Origin of the sequence: Bacteroides sp. (assembly GCF_030151085.1) — a bacterium.
Taxonomy (GTDB): domain Bacteria; phylum Bacteroidota; class Bacteroidia; order Bacteroidales; family Bacteroidaceae; genus Bacteroides.
In genome coordinates this window covers 23518-42118 of sequence record NZ_JASLER010000068.1, presented here as the reverse complement: position 1 = coordinate 42118, position 18601 = coordinate 23518, and the positions used below count along the sequence as shown (strand labels likewise).

Below are 18601 nucleotides of genomic sequence, written 5' to 3'. Positions count from 1 at the left end.
TGCGCCAAGAACTGCCCGGCAGATGCAATTATGGGAGATATGCGTAAACCGCACGTTATCAATCCTGAGACGTGTATCAAGTGCGGCATGTGCATGGCACGCTGCAAATTCAAAGCAATCAATGTCTGCTAAATCTTTACTGCTATGGAAGAAAAACAAATTACTCTACAAATAGATCACCACTATATCACCGTAGCCGAAGGCTCTACCATCCTGGAAGCCGCACGGAAAATTGGCATCAATATCCCTACCCTGTGTCATATCGACCTGAAAGGAACCTGCATTAAGAACAATCCCGCTTCTTGCCGCATCTGTGTCGTGGAAGTAGAAGGACGCCGCAACCTGGCGCCTGCCTGTGCTACCCGGTGTACGGAAGGAATGGTAGTTCGTACCAGTACATTGCGTGTAATGAATGCACGTAAGGTGGTAGCCGAACTGATTCTTTCGGATCATCCGAACGACTGCCTTACTTGTCCTAAATGTGGTAACTGTGAATTGCAAACATTGGCACTACGTTTCAATATTCGTGAAATGCCTTTTAATGGAGGAGAATTATCTCCTCGCAAGCGTGAAATCACCTCATCCATTGTACGAAACATGGATAAATGTATCTTCTGCCGCCGATGCGAAAGTGTTTGCAATGATGTTCAGACTGTGGGTGCATTGGGTGCTATCCGCCGTGGCTTCAATACAACGATAGCACCTGCATTTGACCAGATGATGAAAGATAGCGAATGTACCTATTGCGGACAATGCGTTGCTGTATGTCCGGTAGGTGCACTGACTGAACGTGACCATACTAATCGATTGCTGGAAGACTTGGAAAATCCGAATAAGATTGTCGTCGTACAAACCGCCCCTGCGGTACGTGCTGCATTGGGTGAAGAATTCGGTTTACCTCCCGGTTCGCTGGTAACGGGAAAGATGGTGTATGCCCTTCGTGAACTGGGCTTCGATTATGTCTTTGACACGGATTTTGCTGCCGACCTCACAATAATGGAAGAAGGCTCTGAAATACTGAACCGCTTGACACGTTTCTTGGACGGTGACAAGTCAGTTCGCCTGCCTATTCTTACCTCCTGTTGTCCGGCATGGGTGAACTTCTTCGAACACCACTTCCCGGATATGCTCGATATACCGTCCACTGCACGTTCTCCACAGCAGATGTTCGGGTCTATCGCCAAGACGTATTGGGCGGAGAAGATGGGAATTCCACGGGAGAAATTGGTAGTGGTATCCATCATGCCGTGTCTGGCCAAGAAGTACGAATGCGACCGGGACGAGTTCAAGACGAATGGTAATCCGGATGTAGATTATTCTATCTCGACCCGTGAATTGGCAAGGCTTATCAAACGTGCCAACATCGGCTTTACCCTTTTACCGGATATGGAATTTGATCAACCGATGGGTACATCTACCGGGGCCGGTGTAATATTCGGTACAACGGGTGGTGTAATGGAGGCTGCACTTCGTTCGGTATACGAAATCTACACAGGCAAGCCATTGATGAATGTAAACTTTGAGAAAGTACGTGGATTGGCAGGAGTACGCCGAGCTACGATCGACTTGGATGGTTTTGAACTAAAAGTGGGCATTGCTCATGGATTAGGTAACGCCCGACAGTTATTGGAGGACATTCGCAATGGAAATAATGAGTACCATGTAATTGAAATCATGGCATGTCCCGGAGGATGCATCGGTGGTGGCGGACAACCATTACATCACGGTAATTCTGACGTACTTTATGCCCGCGCCAATGCACTTTACCGGGAAGACGCAACGAAGCCGTTCCGAAAGTCCCACGATAATCCGTACATCAAAACATTGTATGAGGAATATCTTGGCAAACCACTCAGTGAGAAGTCGGAGAAGTTGCTTCATACGCATTATTTCAATAAGTCGATTGATTAACCTCTAAAACGGAAAACTATGTCAGAGATAAAATTAGCCTGTGACGTTGCCGACCAAGTACGTGCCATTTGCGACAAGTATGACAATCAGCCGGGCGAACTCATCAATATATTGCATGAAGCACAGCATCTGCACGGGTATCTGCCCGAAGACATGCAACGCATCATTGCTCATAAACTGAATATTCCCGTATCTCGTGTGTATGGGGTAGTTACATTCTATACCTTCTTTACTATGACTGCAAAAGGAAAATATCCTATTTCAGTATGTATGGGAACGGCATGCTATGTACGAGGTTCGGAGAAGTTATTGGAAGAATTTAAACGTGTACTGGGAATAGAAGTAGGAGAAACAACCCCGGATGGTAAGTTCTCACTGGATTGCTTACGTTGTGTTGGTGCCTGCGGACTGGCGCCGGTAGTAATGATAGGCGAAAAGGTGTATGGCAGGTTACAGCCCATTGATGTGAAAAGAATTCTTGAAGAACTGGAATAAAACACTTATAGCTGCGTTGGCTCACACTTATATGTGTGTAAGCTAACGCAGCTACACAATAGATATCTTATCCAAAATGCCACTCAAATAGGCAATCGCCACTCCATAATTTGTCATCGGAATATTCTGAGTACGGGAATGTGCTATACGGCTGAGCACATATTTACGATTGAACATACAGGCTCCACAATGGATAATAAGATCATAGTCCGACAAATCTTTTGGAAAATCATTGCCGGAAACGATATCTATTTGCAAACTCTCACCAATACGATTTCGTAATAGCCGGGGAAGTTTTACTCTGCCAATATCTTCTGTAAGAGGAGCGTGAGTGCAGGCTTCGGCTATCAATACGCGAGATTGTTCTGTAAGTTTGCTGATAGCCGATGCACCTTGAATAAAGTAATCGATGTCCCCCTTATAGCCGGCAAAGAGAACAGAAAAGGAGGTGAGCAAGCTCTCAACCGGTTTCTGTTGGTAGACAATGGAAAAGGCTTGCGAATCTGTAATAATCAGTTTCGGAGGATTAACAAGAGCACGCAAGGTCTCTTGCAGTTTGTCTGTTGTGCAGCTCATTACCAGGCATTTCTTATCCAATAGTTCGCGGATAGTTTGTACTTGGGGAAGAATAAGCCGTCCCTTGGGGGCTTGCAAATCTTGGGGCATTACTAGAAGCACCACATCTCCTTCTCTTACTAAATCACCGGTAATGGTTTGTTCGCCAAAGTTTTCGGGCAGCTTTTCAAGAATTGACTGATAGATATTTTGAATACCCTGGCGTTCTTTGGCACTGACAATTATAGGAAATTGTCCACAATTCTCTTTTATATGCAATGCAAGTTTATCGGCATCAGAAAGTATATCGGCTTTATTTAGAATCAAAACTACAGGAATATCGCGTTCAGCCAATAGACTCACCCATTCCTTTTCCAGCTCTCCTCCATCTTCACAGAGAAGTAGGGCAATATCGGTTTTTTCAATCGTCTTCAACGTGCGTTCAATGCGCATCGTTCCCAATTCATGCTGATCATCATCAAAACCAGGCGTATCTATAAAGAGACAAGCACCAAGAGGTTGTATTTCCATTGCCTTCGACACAGGATCGGTAGTAGTACCGGGAGTAGCCGATACAAGAGCAGTATCCTGTCCCGTCAAAGCATTGATAAGACTGGATTTACCACTGTTGCGCCGTCCAAAGAGAGCGATGTGCAGCCGACTGGCGTTAGGAGTTTGATGCATATAAATTAATATATTGAGTTACGCAATCACATGAATGGGAAGTCTGCGGAGGCGCTACGCCCCTAGAATCTGAAATCTCTTTTTCCATTCTCTATTTCTTGCAAATTTCTGATAGCAATCTCTTTTATTTTAGGATTAGGAATATGTTCTATTTCTTTGCGAATCAAACGTATTCCTTTCTCCAAAGTATCAGGTGAAGCGTAATCCTCCAAATATTCTTTCAATGTCATCAGCGCATTGGGCTGGCAACAGTTTGCTATCTGCCCACGTTTGACAAGGGACATGAAACGATCGCCTGTACGCCCTTCACGATAGCAAGCTGTACAGAAGCTGGGGATATGTCCTAAATCGAGAAGCCAGTTGACCACTTCATCCAAGGTACGGCGGTCGCTTACATCGAACTGTGCGGAGTTCTCTTCTTCCGTTTCCGGCACAGCATAGCCTCCAACGCTGGTACGAGAGCCACCACTAATCTGAGAGATACCTAGTTCGAGCACCCGTCGGCGTACAGCCTCCGATTCGCGGGTAGAGATAATCATGCCCGTATACGGTACGGCAATTCGAGTTACAGCAATAATCTTACTGAAGATCTCGTCAGAAATAGCATTCGGGAAATCTTGTGTCGAGATATCATCTGCCGGGCAAATTCTCGGAACACTAATGGTATGCGGACCTACTCCGAATGCGGCTTCCAAATGCTCGGCATGCATCAGCAGACCGACGAAATCGTAACGGTAAGTGTTCAGTCCAAATAAAACTCCTACCCCAACATCATCTATCCCGCCTTCCATAGCACGATCCATCGCTTCGGTATGATAAGCATAATCGCTCTTAGGACCTGTGGGGTGCAAAGCTTCATAATTTACCTTGTGATAAGTCTCCTGAAAGAGAATATAAGTACCTATGCCCGCATCTCTCAAACGACGATAATTCTCTACCGTTGTTGCAGCAATATTTACATTCACTCTGCGGATAGCTCCATTCTTGTGGTGAATGCTATATATAGTTTGAATAGATTCCAATATATAATCTATCGGATTGCGTCGAGGATCTTCACCAGCTTCCAAAGCCAAACGCTTGTGACCCATATCCTGAAGAGCAATAACCTCCTGCTGTATCTCTTCCTGCGTCAACTTCTTACGGGCTATTGTACGGTTCTTAGCATGATAAGGACAATATACACAACCATTTATGCAATAATTGGAAAGATATAACGGGGCAAACATAACTATACGATTGCCATAAAACTTTTGTTTGATTTCCTTCGCTAAATGGAAGATACGTTCGGTCAGATCAGGTTCATCACACTCTAACAGCAATGCTGCTTCTCTATGAGAAAGTCCTTGATACAAAGCAGCCTTCTCAATCAAGCTTTCTATCAACGACCGGTTACTACGATTCACCCGGGCATACTCCAGTGTGTCCTGTATCTCCTGATGGTTGATAAATTCTTCCGCTTGTTTTGATTTTACATTATAGATCATAAAAAATAGTGATTAATGATTAGTGATTAGTGATTAATGATTACCGTGCCGCATTTTTGCGCAGCCAACTAATCACTAATCACTATAGAACTAATCACTGTTTATAGTCTCCTCTTTCTTTCGAAATCTCATAACCAATTCGTTTCAGCCTTTCCTCTAACTTCATCAATCCTTCGGCGGCTTCGGCACCCAATGAGGCTTTGTTGTCATATAGAGAATAATTTTTCCGCTGAGACTGCGGAGAAAGATTGGGCATGACGACGTTGGCTCCGGCAAGTATTCCCCGCTCCCGTCCTTCGGGTGCAAGTGTTGCCAAGGCTGTAGTCGAAGGAATTAGTGCGGTGGGATGCATCAAACGGAAAATAGAAAGTAACTTCAAAGTCAGTTCCATATTTCCGGGCAAACACGCAGCAAATGGCGTATCACGATGTGGAAGGAAAGGACCGATACCGATCATCTCAGGTTGAAACCGTCCAATATAAAGTATATCCTCAACTAAGTGATCAATAGTTTGTTGAGGACTACCTACCATAATCCCTGTCCCTACCTGATAGCCGATCTCTTTAAGCCAGTCCAAACATTGTAATCGACGGGTTAGTGACATTTCTTCAGGATGAAGCACACGATAATGCTCTTCATTATAAGTCTCATGTCGTAATAAATATCGGTTGGCACCCGCCTGAAAGAAACGTTCGTATACTTCACGGGATTTCTCACCTAACGATAAAGTAATGGCACAATCCGGAAACGACGAACGAATAGCGGCAACAATTTCAGTTATCCAATTATCCTTCACCTCCGGGAACTCGCCACCTTGCAACACAAAAGTACGGAATCCAAGTTGATACCCTTCACGACAACACGCCAGAATTTCTTCGTGCGTTAATTCATAACGAGGAATATCCCTGTTTCCTTTCCGTATTCCACAATAATAGCAATTATTACGGCAACGATTCGTTATCTCAATCAGTCCGCGAATGAAAATCCTATTTCCAAAATGCATGTAAGCCACTTCTTGTGCCTGCTCTTGCAAATATTGTAGGATTTCTACATCCTCGCATAACAAAAGCTTCTTATATTCGTCAGCACTTAACTTCCATTCCCGGCGCAATTTGTCAATAGAATTTTTCAATCTACATTCTTCATTTAATAAGTTTTCTCTTGTTTTGCCAACTCTTGTTGAAATTGGCGTTTACCGGCTGCAAGCTCATTATGTGCACAAGGTCCGGTAATACAACCACCTTCACATGCCATAACTTCAACAAACTGTCCCGGAGCTTTACCCGATTTGGCAAAAGCACGCAATGAACCTATATTCTTCTTATCCAGATTGGCAACCTGTACAGCATTGATTTTATCTGCTTCATCTTTCAGATATGCCTTTACAGCTCCCATAACGCCTCCTGCTTGTGCAAATCCATGAGCTTCGCGCACAGAAATATAGGGCATTAAATAAGGAGATGTTTGCTCCAATTCAATATTCAATCCTGCCCAAACTGACGCCACTTCCTCAAAAGTCATCACGAAATCTACGGCTTCGTCCCGTTGGGCTTCTTTGCGTTTAGCCACACATGGACCAATGAAAACTACTTGTCCGTCCGGATACTTTTCTTTCGCAATGCGAGCAGTATAATACATAGGTGAACCTGTTCCCGATACGAAAGGTTTCATTCCGGGGATATGCTTATTGACCAATTCAACATAAGACGGACAACAAGATGTTGTCATGAAACTCTGTCCTTCTTCTAATTTTTCAATCAGTTCATGGGCTTCGTTGCTGACTGTATCCATAGCTCCCTGAGCCACTTCTATAACATCTGTAAACCCTATAGCTTTCAGCGCTCCATATACTTGTTCGATGGAAGTCTTGAATTGTCCCAAAATAGAGGGTGCTACAATGGCTATCATCTTTTCTCCTTTACGGATTCTATGTAGAATATCAAATACTTGAGACACCTCGAATATTGCCCCAAACGGACAAGCATTCAGGCATTTACCACAATAAATGCATTTACTTTCATCAATGTGTTCTATTCCCTTTTCATCTTTGCTGATAGCCTTCACCGGACAAGCTTCTTCACAGGGTACCGGAATGTATACGATGGCATGATAAGGACAACTCTTATGGCAAATACCACAACTGATACACGTATCATGATCGATCCATGCCTGACCACTCTCTTTCACATGTACCGCTTTCTTAGGGCAATTAGTCTGGCAACTACGGGCAGTACATCCACGACACAGGTTAGTAATTTCATAATTGATCTGCACGCAAGCCGAACAAGCTTCGTCAATGACGCACATGATGTTATCTTTGGGCTGACCATTTTCCGCCCGATCCATTGCACGGGCTGCATACTCAGATAAAGGAGTCAATTCATCTTGTTCATCCTCCATATCGAGTCCTAGCAAGGGTAATGATTTATATTTCCACACAGCGCGCTCTTTATGCACGCAACAACGTCCGGCATGCTTCGATCTTCTCGGACTCAATTCAATTGGTAAACGGTCAATCTTTTCTACAAGTTCGTTGTCGTTCCACAGTTTCACCAGCTCTTTGAGCAGTCTGTGGCGAACAATCATAATGTTGTTTGTAAATGCCATATTTTTTCAGCCAAAATTAGTTAGGTTGTAACATTTGCAAAGATAGTGATTGTTTTGTAATTGGCATAAAAAGTATAACTTTGTAGTCATAACAAATTAAATACGATAGATATGTTTACTCTTAGAAAAGCCACTCTTGCTGATTGCGAACTGATACAAACACTCGCCCGGCAAATATTCCCCAGCACGTATCAGGAAATTCTCACACCTGAACAGATTGATTATATGATGGAATGGATGTATTCATTGGACAACATTCGCAAACAGATGGCAGAAGAAGGTCACGTTTATTTCCTCGCCTATGATGAAAGTAAAATAGCCGGTTATGTTTCAGTACAACCTCAAGGCGAGGATGTGTTCCACTTGCAAAAGATTTATGTGCTCCCTGCTTACCAAGGTGCACATTGCGGCAGCTTTCTGTTCCGCGAAGCCATTAAGTATATTAAAGAAGTACATCCCACCCCATGCCTAATGGAATTAAATGTAAATCGCCACAACAAGGCATTGAATTTCTACGAACGTATGGGAATGAGAAAATTAAGAGAAGGTGATTTCGAGATAGGAAACGGATATTATATGAATGATTATATAATGGGGATGGAAATTTGAGTAATTAAGAATTAAAAATTAAAAGCTGCGCAGTCAGAGAATCACCTCATAACCTTGCGCAGCTTTTAATTTTTAATTTCTAATTCTTAATTATTTCGCCACTCTCTCCAGCCACTTCAGCATAAACAACATAGTGAACATGGATAAACAACATGCAACAACGAATACAGTCCAGGTCATCCAAATAGGAATACTTTCATAAAGGATTGCACCGATAACGAGTAATTGGTTACCAATAGCAGTAGCACCTAACCAGCCACCTTGCATAATACCTTGATATTTGGGAGGAGCAACCTTAGATACGAATGAAATACCCAATGGGGAAATGTACAACTCGGCAATAGTCAGAATTAAATAGGTAACCATCAACAACAACGGAGTTACTTTTACAGGAGAAGTACCTAAAGCAATGATATCTTTATGCATTGGTAAGTTACCCAAGTATGAACCAACAGCCATTACTAAGAAAGCAGTAGCCGCAATTCCCATACCGATAGCAATCTTCTTCGGTGTTGAAGGTTCTTTTCCTCTAGCACGCTGAGCAGCAAACACAGCCATAATAACCGGCGTCAGGAATACTACAAAGAACGGATTCAATGACTGGAACAACTCAGCAGAAATAGCCATACCAAACAGATTCAAGTCAGTATATTCTTTTGCAAAATAAGTCAATGTCAAGCCATTCTGATGGAAAGAGAACCAAAAGAAGATTACTACGCCAAAAACAGCAAACAGTGCATACATACGTTGCTTTACTTCTTGAACGCTCATTTCTACAACGGCAGCATCACCAGCTTTAGCGGCAACTTTTTTACTTGGATCGGGGAATCTCTTTTTGTTAATTATAAAAATCACCAATGAAACAATCATTGCAATGATAGCTACACCAAATGCATAGTGGAAACCTGTAGTAAATACGTTCAGATAATCATTAGCAAATGCGGTCATATCTGTTACAGGAGCACCAGACATTATTACTTTGTTTGCCAATACGCTATAAGTATCAACCGCTTCGGGTGACAAAGTACCAGCTAAATGTCCATGACAAAGTGCAGGTAGATCAGCATTATAGCTATAACCAAAAGTAGACAACCACCAGTTACGTACACCAACAGCCGCCATCGGAGCGAAGATAGCTCCCAAATTTATAAACATATAGAATAATGAGAAGCCTGAATCACGCATGTTGGCATATTGCGGATTGTCGTACATCTGCCCCACCAATGCTTGCAAGTTTCCTTTAAAAAGTCCGTTACCAAATGCGATGACAAATAATGCCACACAAGTAATAGTTAAGAAAAACGCTTTATTTGCAACTGGCGTAGAAGACGGAATGGCAAGCATCAAATAACCTGCTGCCATCAAAACGATACCTGCCAGGATAGTACCTTTAAAGTTGCGAGTTCTGTCGGCAATAATACCACCAATCAATGCAAGGATGTAAATTGAGAAGTAAAAAGTAGAATAAATCAACCCTGCCTCTTTTCCATTCAAACCAAATTTTGCTTGTAAGAAAAGTACAAGTATTGCCATCATGGTATAAAATCCAAAGCGTTCTCCTAGATTAGATAGAGACGCAGCAACCAAACCTTTAGGGTGTTTGTTGAACATAGAAATAAAGTTTTATTGTTAGTAATTAAATTGAATTTCTAAATAATTTCTGCAAATATATACTTTTTGTAGAATATTACCCTAACAAAATGAAATATCTCAAGCCCAAAAAGACGAATTATTCGTTAAAAAGTATACAAACGTCAGCTTTTACTTCTTTTATCAGATCTTTAGGATCAAGCTTCAGTTGTAGTCCCCGCTGTCCGGCGCTGATATAGATATACGGAAATTGAAGGCAGGTCTCATGTATATAAGTAGGAAAAGACTTTTTCATGCCGATGGGCGAACAACCGCCACGAATATACCCTGTCAAGGGTAAAAGTTCTTTCATAGGAATAAGATCACATTTCTTATTGCCTGAAACTTTAGCTGCCAGTTTCAAATCTACTTCATGCTCACCGGGAATCACACAGACAAAGTATCCATTTTTATCACCATGAAGAATCAAAGTTTTGAATACACAGTCTATATCCTCACCTAAGCTGGCAGCTACATGTACTGCACTTAAATCATTCTCATCCACTTCGTAAGGGATGAGTTCGTATGCTATCTTGGCTTTATCCAAAAGCCTTGCAACATTAGTCTTATTTATTTTCATTGTGTAAGCCTTTCACATTCAGTTCTTCTTTCAAGAATTTCGGAGTATACCCTTTCGTACTCTTGGCTACTTCTTCCGGTGTACCATAAGAGAGGAGTTCTCCTCCACCCTTTCCACCTTCGGGCCCCATATCAATGATGTAGTCGGCCATCTTGATAACATCCAGATTATGTTCGATGACTATGACGGTATTTCCTTTGTCTACAAGTTTATTGAGTACATTCATCAGAACGCGGATGTCTTCAAAATGAAGACCGGTAGTAGGTTCATCAAGGATGTAAACGGTCTTGCCCGTATCACGCTTAGAAAGTTCCGTAGCTAATTTCACACGCTGGCTCTCTCCACCTGAAAGCGTAGTAGAAGATTGTCCCAACTTGATATAACCTAATCCGACATCCTGAATAGTCTTGATTTTATTCAATATCTGAGGAACATTCTCAAAAAATTCTACGGCACGATTAATGGTCATATCCAGTACATCGGCAATGGATTTTCCTTTGAAACGTACTTCAAGAGTCTCACGGTTATAACGTTTGCCATGACAAACTTCACAAGGGACATAAACATCCGGAAGGAAATTCATTTCAATGGTCTTATAACCATTACCTTGACAAGTTTCACAGCGTCCGCCACTGACATTGAAAGAGAAGCGTCCCGGCTTATATCCACGTATCTTGGCTTCGGGCAAACCGACAAACAAGTTACGGATATCAGAGAATACACCTGTGTAGGTAGCCGGATTAGAGCGTGGTGTACGTCCTAAAGGAGACTGATCCACATTCACTACTTTATCAATATAATCCAATCCTTCACTACTGTCGTATTCCAAAGGATCTTGAAGAGAACGGTAGAACTTCTGGGAAAGTATAGGCTGCAAGGTTTCGTTGATTAGCGTAGATTTACCGCTACCGGAGACACCTGTCACGCAAATCAATTTACCAAGCGGAAATTCTACATCTACATTCTTCAGATTATTTCCTTTGGCACCTCGCAACCAAAGGCTATGCCCATTACCTTTGCGTCGTTTCACAGGAACTTCAATCGCACGTTCACCATTAAGATATTGGGAAGTCAGGGTATGAGTCTGCAACATCTCCTGAGGTGTACCGGAGAATACTACTTCTCCTCCCAGACGTCCGGCTTTAGGTCCCATATCAATCACATAATCAGCGGCAAGCATCATATCTTTATCATGTTCTACAACGATAACAGAATTGCCAATATCACGCAGGTCTTTTAAGGAATGGATAAGGCGCTGATTGTCTCGTTGGTGCAGACCGATACTCGGTTCATCTAAAATATAAAGTACATTCACCAGCTGGGAACCGATCTGTGTTGCCAAACGAATACGCTGGCTTTCACCTCCAGACAAACTGACGGCACTTCGATTCAATGAAAGATATTCCAAGCCGACATCCAGCAAAAACTTAAGACGTGTACGGATTTCCTTTAGAATTTCAGCAGCAATCTGTTCTTGTTTACCACTAAGATGCTGGTCTACATCCACCAACCAATCGTATAATTCATTGATATCCATTGATGACAACTCATAAATATTCTTATCGTATATACGGAAAGAAAGAGCTTCCTTGTTCAGCTTGGCACCGTGGCATTCGGGACAAACGGCAGTCTTCGCAAACTGTTCCGCCCATTTCTGTGCAGTAGCGGAAGCATCTTTTTCCTGTAGCATCTGGATATATTTTACTACTCCTTCGAAGGTAACGAAATAGTCGGATGAAGTACCAATTAAAGAACTTTTTATCTTGATACGGTCGTCTGATCCGTAAAGGATCTCGTCGATGGCATCATCCGGCAACTCCTTGATCGGAGTTTTCAGCGTCGCCTCGTACTTCTCCAGTAGAGCGGCTATCTGCCAAAATATCATACTATTCTTGTACTTTCCCAAAGGAGCGATGGCACCATCAGAAATTGAGAGTTCTCGGTCAGGTACTACCTTATCAATGTCTATTTGATTGACTACCCCCAATCCTTTACACTTGGGACAAGCACCTTGCGGAGAATTAAAAGAGAAGTTATGCGGTGCAGGTTCCCGGTAAGACAACCCAGTAACAGGGCACATCAATCGTTTACTATAATGGCGAACCGTATCATCCTGTGCATCGAGAATCATCAGCAACCCGTCGCCTTGGCGCATGGCTGTAGCAACACTATTCTTCAAACGTGTATCATCTTTATCGGCAACAACCAGCTTATCGATTACCACTTCTATATCATGATTCTTATACCGGTCGAGCTTCATGCCCGGTAAGGCTTCACGAACCTCACCATCTACGCGGACATACAAATATCCTTTCTTACGTATCTGTTCAAAAAGTTCTTTGTAATGACCTTTACGACTACGTACCAGCGGGGCAAGGATGTAAATGCGCTTACCTTTATAATCACTCAGAATAAGATCCAAAATCTGTTCTTCGGTATATTTCACCATCTTTTCGCCAGAAAGGTAAGAGAAGGCTTCACCTGCACGAGCATATAACAGACGGAGGTAGTCATAGACTTCCGTAGTAGTTCCCACCGTAGAACGAGGGTTCTTATTCGTTGTTTTCTGTTCGATAGAGATTACCGGACTTAACCCTGTTATTTTATCCACATCAGGTCGTTCCAGGTTACCCAGGAAATTGCGGGCGTATGCCGAAAATGTTTCAATATAGCGGCGTTGTCCTTCAGCAAAAATGGTATCGAATGCCAAAGAAGACTTACCGCTTCCGCTAAGTCCTGTGATGACCGTAAGGCTATTACGGGGGAGTTCCGCATCGATATTCTTCAAGTTGTGCACGCGCGCACCATATACATTGATATATTCTTTTTCTTCTTGCATATTTATTTATCCTATCCTTTTTATCTTAGAAATATTGATGTTTTTTTGAAACGTAACTGCAAAAATAACTGTTTCTACCCGAATATCAGCCGAAAAGAGTTATTTTTCAGTTTTGAAATGCACAATATTATTTCTTAACGCAATCCTTTGGTTAAAATGGGACAATATTCGTAACTTTGCAGCTACTTTGGGAAATTGTAAACATAAACCAACGATTATCGAATGAAAAAGATTAACCGCATTATCTGCTCTCTGCTGCTTGCCAGTGCATGTAGTTTTGTAGCAGCACAAGAGAATCAATCTTATTTTCTGCACACTATCGAGAAAGGACAAAGCCTATACTCCATCGCGAGTATGTACGGCATTAGTCAATCGGATATTATAAAGCTGAACCCCGGAAGCGATGAAAAAATATATGTAGGACGTGCACTACGCATTCCGCGTGGCAATGCCAACGTACAAAAAGAGACATTCCATACCATCGCCCCAGGTGAAACACTTTATCGGCTGACTACAAAATACAATGTCTCTGCCAAAGCTATTTGCGATGCCAACCCGGGACTAAGTGCTGAGAACTTCCGTATCGGACAAGTTATCCGCATCCCGTCTTCTTCCGAAGCAAGTGACTCTACTTCCGATTCTCAAACTACCACTCCGGTAGTAACCAATAACAATATCCCCGGTCCTGTAGAATCTCGCTGCCGGGAGATGCACCGCGTGAAAAAGAAAGAAACGGTATTTAGTATCAGCCGTGAATATGGTCTTAGCGAAGCCGATTTGATTGCTGCCAATCCGGAACTGAAAGGTGACAATAAAATCAAGAAGGGCGATTTTCTGTGCATCCCCTATCCTACCGCACAGGTTGTACAACCCACCAAACCGCAAACCATTCCTACTGATAGCGAGTTGTTCAGCGAAAACAAGAAGACAACAAAGCGTTTCAATACGATCAAAGCCGCACTTATCCTTCCTTTGCTGGATGTTTCGAAAGGCGAATCTGATCGGATGGTGGAATACTACGAAGGTTTCTTAATGGCAGTTGATAGCTTGAAACGTACCGGTACATCTATCGATCTATACACTTATAATTCCGGACCGGAATCCTCTTCACTGAACTCAATACTCAATAAGAGCGAGATGAAAAGCATGGATATAATCTTCGGCCCCCTATATCAAGACCACATCGACCCATTGGCAGACTTTGCCAAGAAAAACAATATCCGTTTGGTTATTCCGTTCACATCCAAGGATAATACAGTATTCCGTAATCCTGCCGTATATCAGATCAATACGCCTCAGTCTTATTTATATTCTGAAGTTTACGATCATTTCGTGCGCCAGTTCCCCAATGCAAACGTTATCTTTATCGAAGCAAGCCAGGGAACCAAAGACAAAGCTGAATTCATCAAAGGGTTGAAAGATGAATTACGCAACCGTGCTATTCCTATGAAAAGCTTGAAAGAAGATGCCAGCGTTGAAGCATTGAAAGCCGCATTGCGTTCTGATAAAGAAAATATATTCATCCCGACTTCCGGCAGCAATCTGACTCTAATTAAGGTACTTCCCCAGTTAACTCTATTGGTTCGCGACCAACCTGAAAGCCGTATCCACTTGTTCGGTTATCCGGAATGGCAAACTTATACCAAAGATCATTTGGAAACCTTCTTCGAGCTTGATACATACTTCTACTCTTCTTTCTATACCAATAATCTGCTACCGGCAGCTATCAACTTTTCTAAGAATTATCGTAGATGGTACGGGAAAGAGATGGACGAACGTTATCCGAAATTCGGTATGCTGGGCTTTGATACAGGCTATTTCTTCCTGAAAGGTTTATCACGTTATGGTTCGGACTTTGAACAGAATATGCCTGGAATGAGTTTAACACCCATCCAGACCGGCTTCAAATTCCAACGGGTAAATAACTGGGGAGGATTTATCAATAAGAAAGTATTCTTTGTACGCTTCACCAAAAATTATGAGCTGATAAAGCTGGACTTTGATTAAAGGATAATTCATAATTTGTAATTAGTAAAAGATGAAACTGAAAACAATCATAGGAGCAACTTTATTAGCAGGCGTATCCGCTCTGCCGACTTATGCCCAGATAGGCGAACAACGTCATAACCTCGCAGTCGGTATCAACGGAGGTATCAACCTGAATAGTGTCAGCTTCACTCCCTCCGTTAAGCAGAAAAACCTGATGGGTATTACTGGCGGATTAACGGCACGCTATATTTCTGAAAAGTATTTCAGTATGATATGTGGCGCACAGGTTGAAGTGAACTTCTCACAACAAGGATGGGATGAGTATTACCAGGATTATCCAACCCTCAGCTATACCCGCACCATGAATTATGTGGATATTCCTTTCCTAGCACATCTTGCATTTGGTAAAAACAGGGGATTACAATTCTTTATCCATGCCGGTCCACAAATAGGTTTCCTGATTAGCGATAGCGAAAAGATCAGCGGAAATTGGGAAGAAGTAATTGCCGGCGGTGCAAATATCGAAACAGAGCAGCATGGCAAACCTATTGACAATAAATTCGATTATGGTATTACCGGAGGTGCAGGCATAGAGTTGCGTACTAAAGCCGGTAACTTCTTGGTAGAGGGAAGATACTACTACGCTCTCTCCGACTTCTATAGCAGTAGCAAAAAAGACTATTTTGCCCGCTCCGCACACGGAGTTATCACTGCCAAGATTACTTATCTCTTTGATTTAAAGAAGTAAATCAGATACAAAAAAACAGACCATGTGTTCAGCAAAAACACATGGTCTGTTTCATATAAATAGATGGTCTGTTAGAGGCAAATAGACGGTCCGTTTGACCTCAACAGATGGTCTGTTTCGTTATCTCAATCTATCCGCAGCTTTCACCATCAACTCATCTCTATAAATAGCACGGAATGCCAAATAGTTCAGAATGATAGAAATAACAGGAAGGCTAAGTGCCCATCCTATCCGGAAAGTCGATGCGTCCAAATCAGTATCCAGTACGTAGTAGAACACACAGAAGGCAATGTAATAACCAATCAGCAATATACTGCTAAAGATTGTCATACGTATCTGCATCATACGGTTACGGAACAAGAATATTGTACAGAACGCTATAATTGCGCTCAACAATAATATACCGAACAAGCCCCATGTAGAATGGAAACTTCCGTCAGCCATAGCTACGCCCATTGGCTTAAAAATGTGTGTCGTAACTCCGTCCGCTCCAATAAATTGTCCTACCGGCATACACATTGCCACAATTAGTAGAACAGTTACCACAAATAAATAAACGGATTGAATACGTTGTATCATTACTGCAATTTTTCTTTTTCCTTAGACGGGTTACGATAGTAAACCTTACCTTCAATATACTCTTGTGTAGCAATCAAACCCGGCTTCGGCAATTTTTCATAATAGCGGGAAATTTCAATTTGTTCCCGGTTTTCAAATACTTCCTCCAAATTATCATTGTAAGAAGCGAACTCAGCCAATTTCTTAGAAAGATCGTTCTTTATTTCCACACTAATCTGGTTAGAACGCTTTCCGATAATTGCTACAGTTTCATATACATTACCGGTATCCTCACACAACTCCATCATATCACGAGTTACCGTACTGGCAGGAGCATTTGTCTTTCTGTAATCCATAAATTTGTCTATCTAATTTAATTCTATATCGATATATTTCTTTTAAAGCTTAATCTTGCAGAACCTTTTGTGATTCCTTGAAGATACGATCGGCTTCCTTCAAATATTTACTTTCGGGAAATTCATTCTTGAAAGCGTAATATTCATCGACTGCCTCACGATAACGTTCTGGCTTTCTATCTTCCACACTATATACAGCCAATTCATATTTGGCACGCAAAACGAGGATAGACAAGTCTTCACGCAAATTGGTATAAGGATAATCTTTCAAAGCATTCTGTGCTGTAATAACACAAGCCTGATAGTTGTTGCCCAAGTAGTTACCTAAATTATAATAAAGTCTGGCAGAAAGATATTCTTTCATCACCAATTTGTCTTGCAAAGCAAAAATCATAGACTGTGCTTCGTCTTTTTTAGTACTTTGAGGGAAATATTCCAAGAACATTTGCAACTGCTGTATAGCACTGTATGTACCCGACTGATCCAAGCGCGGTTCGGGAGTATCCAGATACAAAGCCTTTCCGGCATGGAAACGTGATAGTTCAGTAAATGTACCACGGGGATAAACGTTGTAATATTGGATAAATGTCTGCGCAGCAGTTTGATAATCTTTCTGATTATAATAACTCATACCAAGCATATAGAGGGATTCCTCAGCTTTATCAGTTCCTTTAAGGATAGCGATAAGCTCGTTAAGCAACGTTGCGGAACGATTGTACTGACCTTTCGCGAAGTAGTTCTTAGCAGCTTCGTATTTGTATTCGTAGTCTGTGCTTTTCAGCAATTTGTTGTATTCTCCACACGAGGAGAGCAGCAGAGCTGCAAGCAAAGTTATTAGGATGTTCTTTTTCATTACTTTCATTCAAATAATGCGCAAAGATAGAAGTTCATATCGAATAAAGCAACGATACGTACCTTAATTTTTCAAAAACCAGACGAACAGGGAGTTTTAGAGGACGAATGGAAAGGAAGGGAGGAGAATTAGTGAGTAGTGATTAGTTGACTACGCTATCATGCCGTATGGTAATCACTAATCACTATAACACTAATCACTATTTTACAGTTTATACAAATCACTTGCAGCCAAAAGATCTACTTTCTTTTCAGTCAGTACACGGATGCAATTCTCCATATCATTGGGGCGAATGATGACATTGGCTGTCTCGCCATTGGCAAAAGAGTACATATATTCAATAAACACTCCTTCGTCAGATAAGAAACGGAGGACTTTTGACAGAGAACCGGGGATATTGGGGCAACTAATGCCGACTACATCCGTTACGTTAACTGCAAAATGGTTATCTTTTAAAGCTTTATAGGCTTTATCGGGTTCAGATACAATGCCACGAAGAATACCGAAGTCAGCATTCTCGGCTATGCAAAGAGCAGAAAGGTTGACACCTTCTTTAGCGAGCACTTCAGTCACTTCCGTAAGGCGACCGGACTTATTTTCAAGGAAAATAGAAAGTTGTTTTGCTACCATAATTATGATTTACAATTTGACGATTTACGATGTACGATTAAGGGATGATTTACAAAGTAATTTCAACCGTACAT

The 18601-nt window shown here is 41.9% G+C and carries 17 protein-coding genes; 6 read left to right on the top strand and 11 right to left on the bottom strand.

Going from position 1 to position 18601, the window contains the following annotated elements; all coding sequences use genetic code 11:
• The 3 genes from Q1W14_RS13795 to Q1W14_RS13785 form a co-directional block, all read left to right on the top strand.
• On the top strand, positions 1 to 132 hold a 132-nt coding region (locus tag Q1W14_RS13795; protein WP_300702331.1), incomplete at its 5' end, for a 4Fe-4S binding protein.
• Between the two features lie 12 nt (positions 133 to 144).
• Complete coding sequence (locus Q1W14_RS13790) at positions 145 to 1911, top strand: NADH-dependent [FeFe] hydrogenase, group A6 (RefSeq protein WP_300702329.1); 1767 nt, start codon at positions 145 to 147, stop codon at positions 1909 to 1911.
• 18 nt (positions 1912 to 1929) lie between these two features.
• Complete coding sequence (locus Q1W14_RS13785) at positions 1930 to 2406, top strand: NAD(P)H-dependent oxidoreductase subunit E (RefSeq protein WP_300702327.1); 477 nt, start codon at positions 1930 to 1932, stop codon at positions 2404 to 2406.
• A gap of 51 nt (positions 2407 to 2457) precedes the next feature.
• Here Q1W14_RS13785 and hydF read toward each other — a convergent pair whose 3' ends face one another.
• The 4 genes from hydF to Q1W14_RS13765 form a co-directional block, all read right to left on the bottom strand.
• A complete protein-coding gene (hydF, locus tag Q1W14_RS13780; protein WP_300702325.1) occupies positions 2458 to 3645 on the bottom strand; it encodes a [FeFe] hydrogenase H-cluster maturation GTPase HydF in 1188 nt (395 codons plus the stop codon).
• A 62-nt stretch (positions 3646 to 3707) separates the two neighbouring features.
• On the bottom strand, positions 3708 to 5129 hold the full coding sequence (gene hydG / locus Q1W14_RS13775) for a [FeFe] hydrogenase H-cluster radical SAM maturase HydG (protein WP_300702323.1): 1422 nt from the start codon (positions 5127 to 5129) through the stop codon (positions 3708 to 3710).
• 94 nt (positions 5130 to 5223) lie between these two features.
• A complete protein-coding gene (gene hydE, locus Q1W14_RS13770) occupies positions 5224 to 6261 on the bottom strand; it encodes a [FeFe] hydrogenase H-cluster radical SAM maturase HydE (protein ID WP_300702321.1) in 1038 nt (345 codons plus the stop codon).
• Between the two features lie 14 nt (positions 6262 to 6275).
• Complete coding sequence (locus Q1W14_RS13765; protein WP_300702319.1) at positions 6276 to 7736, bottom strand: monomeric [FeFe] hydrogenase; 1461 nt, start codon at positions 7734 to 7736, stop codon at positions 6276 to 6278.
• Between the two features lie 111 nt (positions 7737 to 7847).
• Between Q1W14_RS13765 and Q1W14_RS13760 the strand changes: the two genes are divergently transcribed.
• Positions 7848 to 8345 (top strand): GNAT family N-acetyltransferase, encoded by a 498-nt coding sequence (locus tag Q1W14_RS13760; RefSeq protein WP_300702317.1) that lies wholly within the window; start codon positions 7848 to 7850, stop codon positions 8343 to 8345.
• A 90-nt stretch (positions 8346 to 8435) separates the two neighbouring features.
• On the opposite strand, the gene Q1W14_RS13755 is transcribed toward Q1W14_RS13760, so the two are convergent.
• The 3 genes from Q1W14_RS13755 to uvrA all read right to left on the bottom strand — a co-directional run bounded on the left by Q1W14_RS13755 (position 8436) and on the right by uvrA (position 13393).
• Positions 8436 to 9956 carry a peptide MFS transporter gene (locus Q1W14_RS13755; protein WP_300702314.1) on the bottom strand — a complete coding sequence of 507 codons (1521 nt, stop codon included), beginning with the start codon at positions 9954 to 9956 and terminating at the stop codon, positions 8436 to 8438.
• A 118-nt stretch (positions 9957 to 10074) separates the two neighbouring features.
• Complete coding sequence (gene ybaK / locus Q1W14_RS13750) at positions 10075 to 10554, bottom strand: Cys-tRNA(Pro) deacylase (protein ID WP_300702312.1); 480 nt, start codon at positions 10552 to 10554, stop codon at positions 10075 to 10077.
• Positions 10541 to 13393, bottom strand: coding sequence for an excinuclease ABC subunit UvrA (uvrA, locus tag Q1W14_RS13745; RefSeq protein WP_300702310.1), 2853 nt, complete (start codon positions 13391 to 13393; stop codon positions 10541 to 10543). Before uvrA ends, ybaK begins: the two co-directional genes overlap by 14 nt.
• 222 nt (positions 13394 to 13615) lie before the next feature.
• Between uvrA and Q1W14_RS13740 the strand changes: the two genes are divergently transcribed.
• Complete coding sequence (locus Q1W14_RS13740; RefSeq protein ID WP_300702308.1) at positions 13616 to 15400, top strand: LysM peptidoglycan-binding domain-containing protein; 1785 nt, start codon at positions 13616 to 13618, stop codon at positions 15398 to 15400.
• A gap of 31 nt (positions 15401 to 15431) precedes the next feature.
• On the top strand, positions 15432 to 16130 hold the full coding sequence (locus Q1W14_RS13735; protein ID WP_300702306.1) for a porin family protein: 699 nt from the start codon (positions 15432 to 15434) through the stop codon (positions 16128 to 16130).
• Positions 16131 to 16250: 120 nt separating this feature from the next.
• Here Q1W14_RS13735 and Q1W14_RS13730 read toward each other — a convergent pair whose 3' ends face one another.
• The 4 genes from Q1W14_RS13730 to Q1W14_RS13715 form a co-directional block, all read right to left on the bottom strand.
• Positions 16251 to 16709 (bottom strand): DUF4293 domain-containing protein, encoded by a 459-nt coding sequence (locus Q1W14_RS13730; RefSeq protein ID WP_300702305.1) that lies wholly within the window; start codon positions 16707 to 16709, stop codon positions 16251 to 16253.
• Positions 16709 to 17044 (bottom strand): DNA-directed RNA polymerase subunit omega, encoded by a 336-nt coding sequence (locus Q1W14_RS13725; protein ID WP_294591004.1) that lies wholly within the window; start codon positions 17042 to 17044, stop codon positions 16709 to 16711. Before Q1W14_RS13725 ends, Q1W14_RS13730 begins: the two co-directional genes overlap by 1 nt.
• A gap of 49 nt (positions 17045 to 17093) precedes the next feature.
• Entirely contained in the window at positions 17094 to 17897 is an 804-nt protein-coding gene (gene bamD, locus Q1W14_RS13720; protein WP_300702301.1) for an outer membrane protein assembly factor BamD, read from the bottom strand.
• 204 nt (positions 17898 to 18101) lie between these two features.
• A complete protein-coding gene (locus Q1W14_RS13715) occupies positions 18102 to 18527 on the bottom strand; it encodes an amino acid-binding protein (protein ID WP_291551477.1) in 426 nt (141 codons plus the stop codon).
• Between the last annotated feature and the right edge of the window lie 74 nt (positions 18528 to 18601).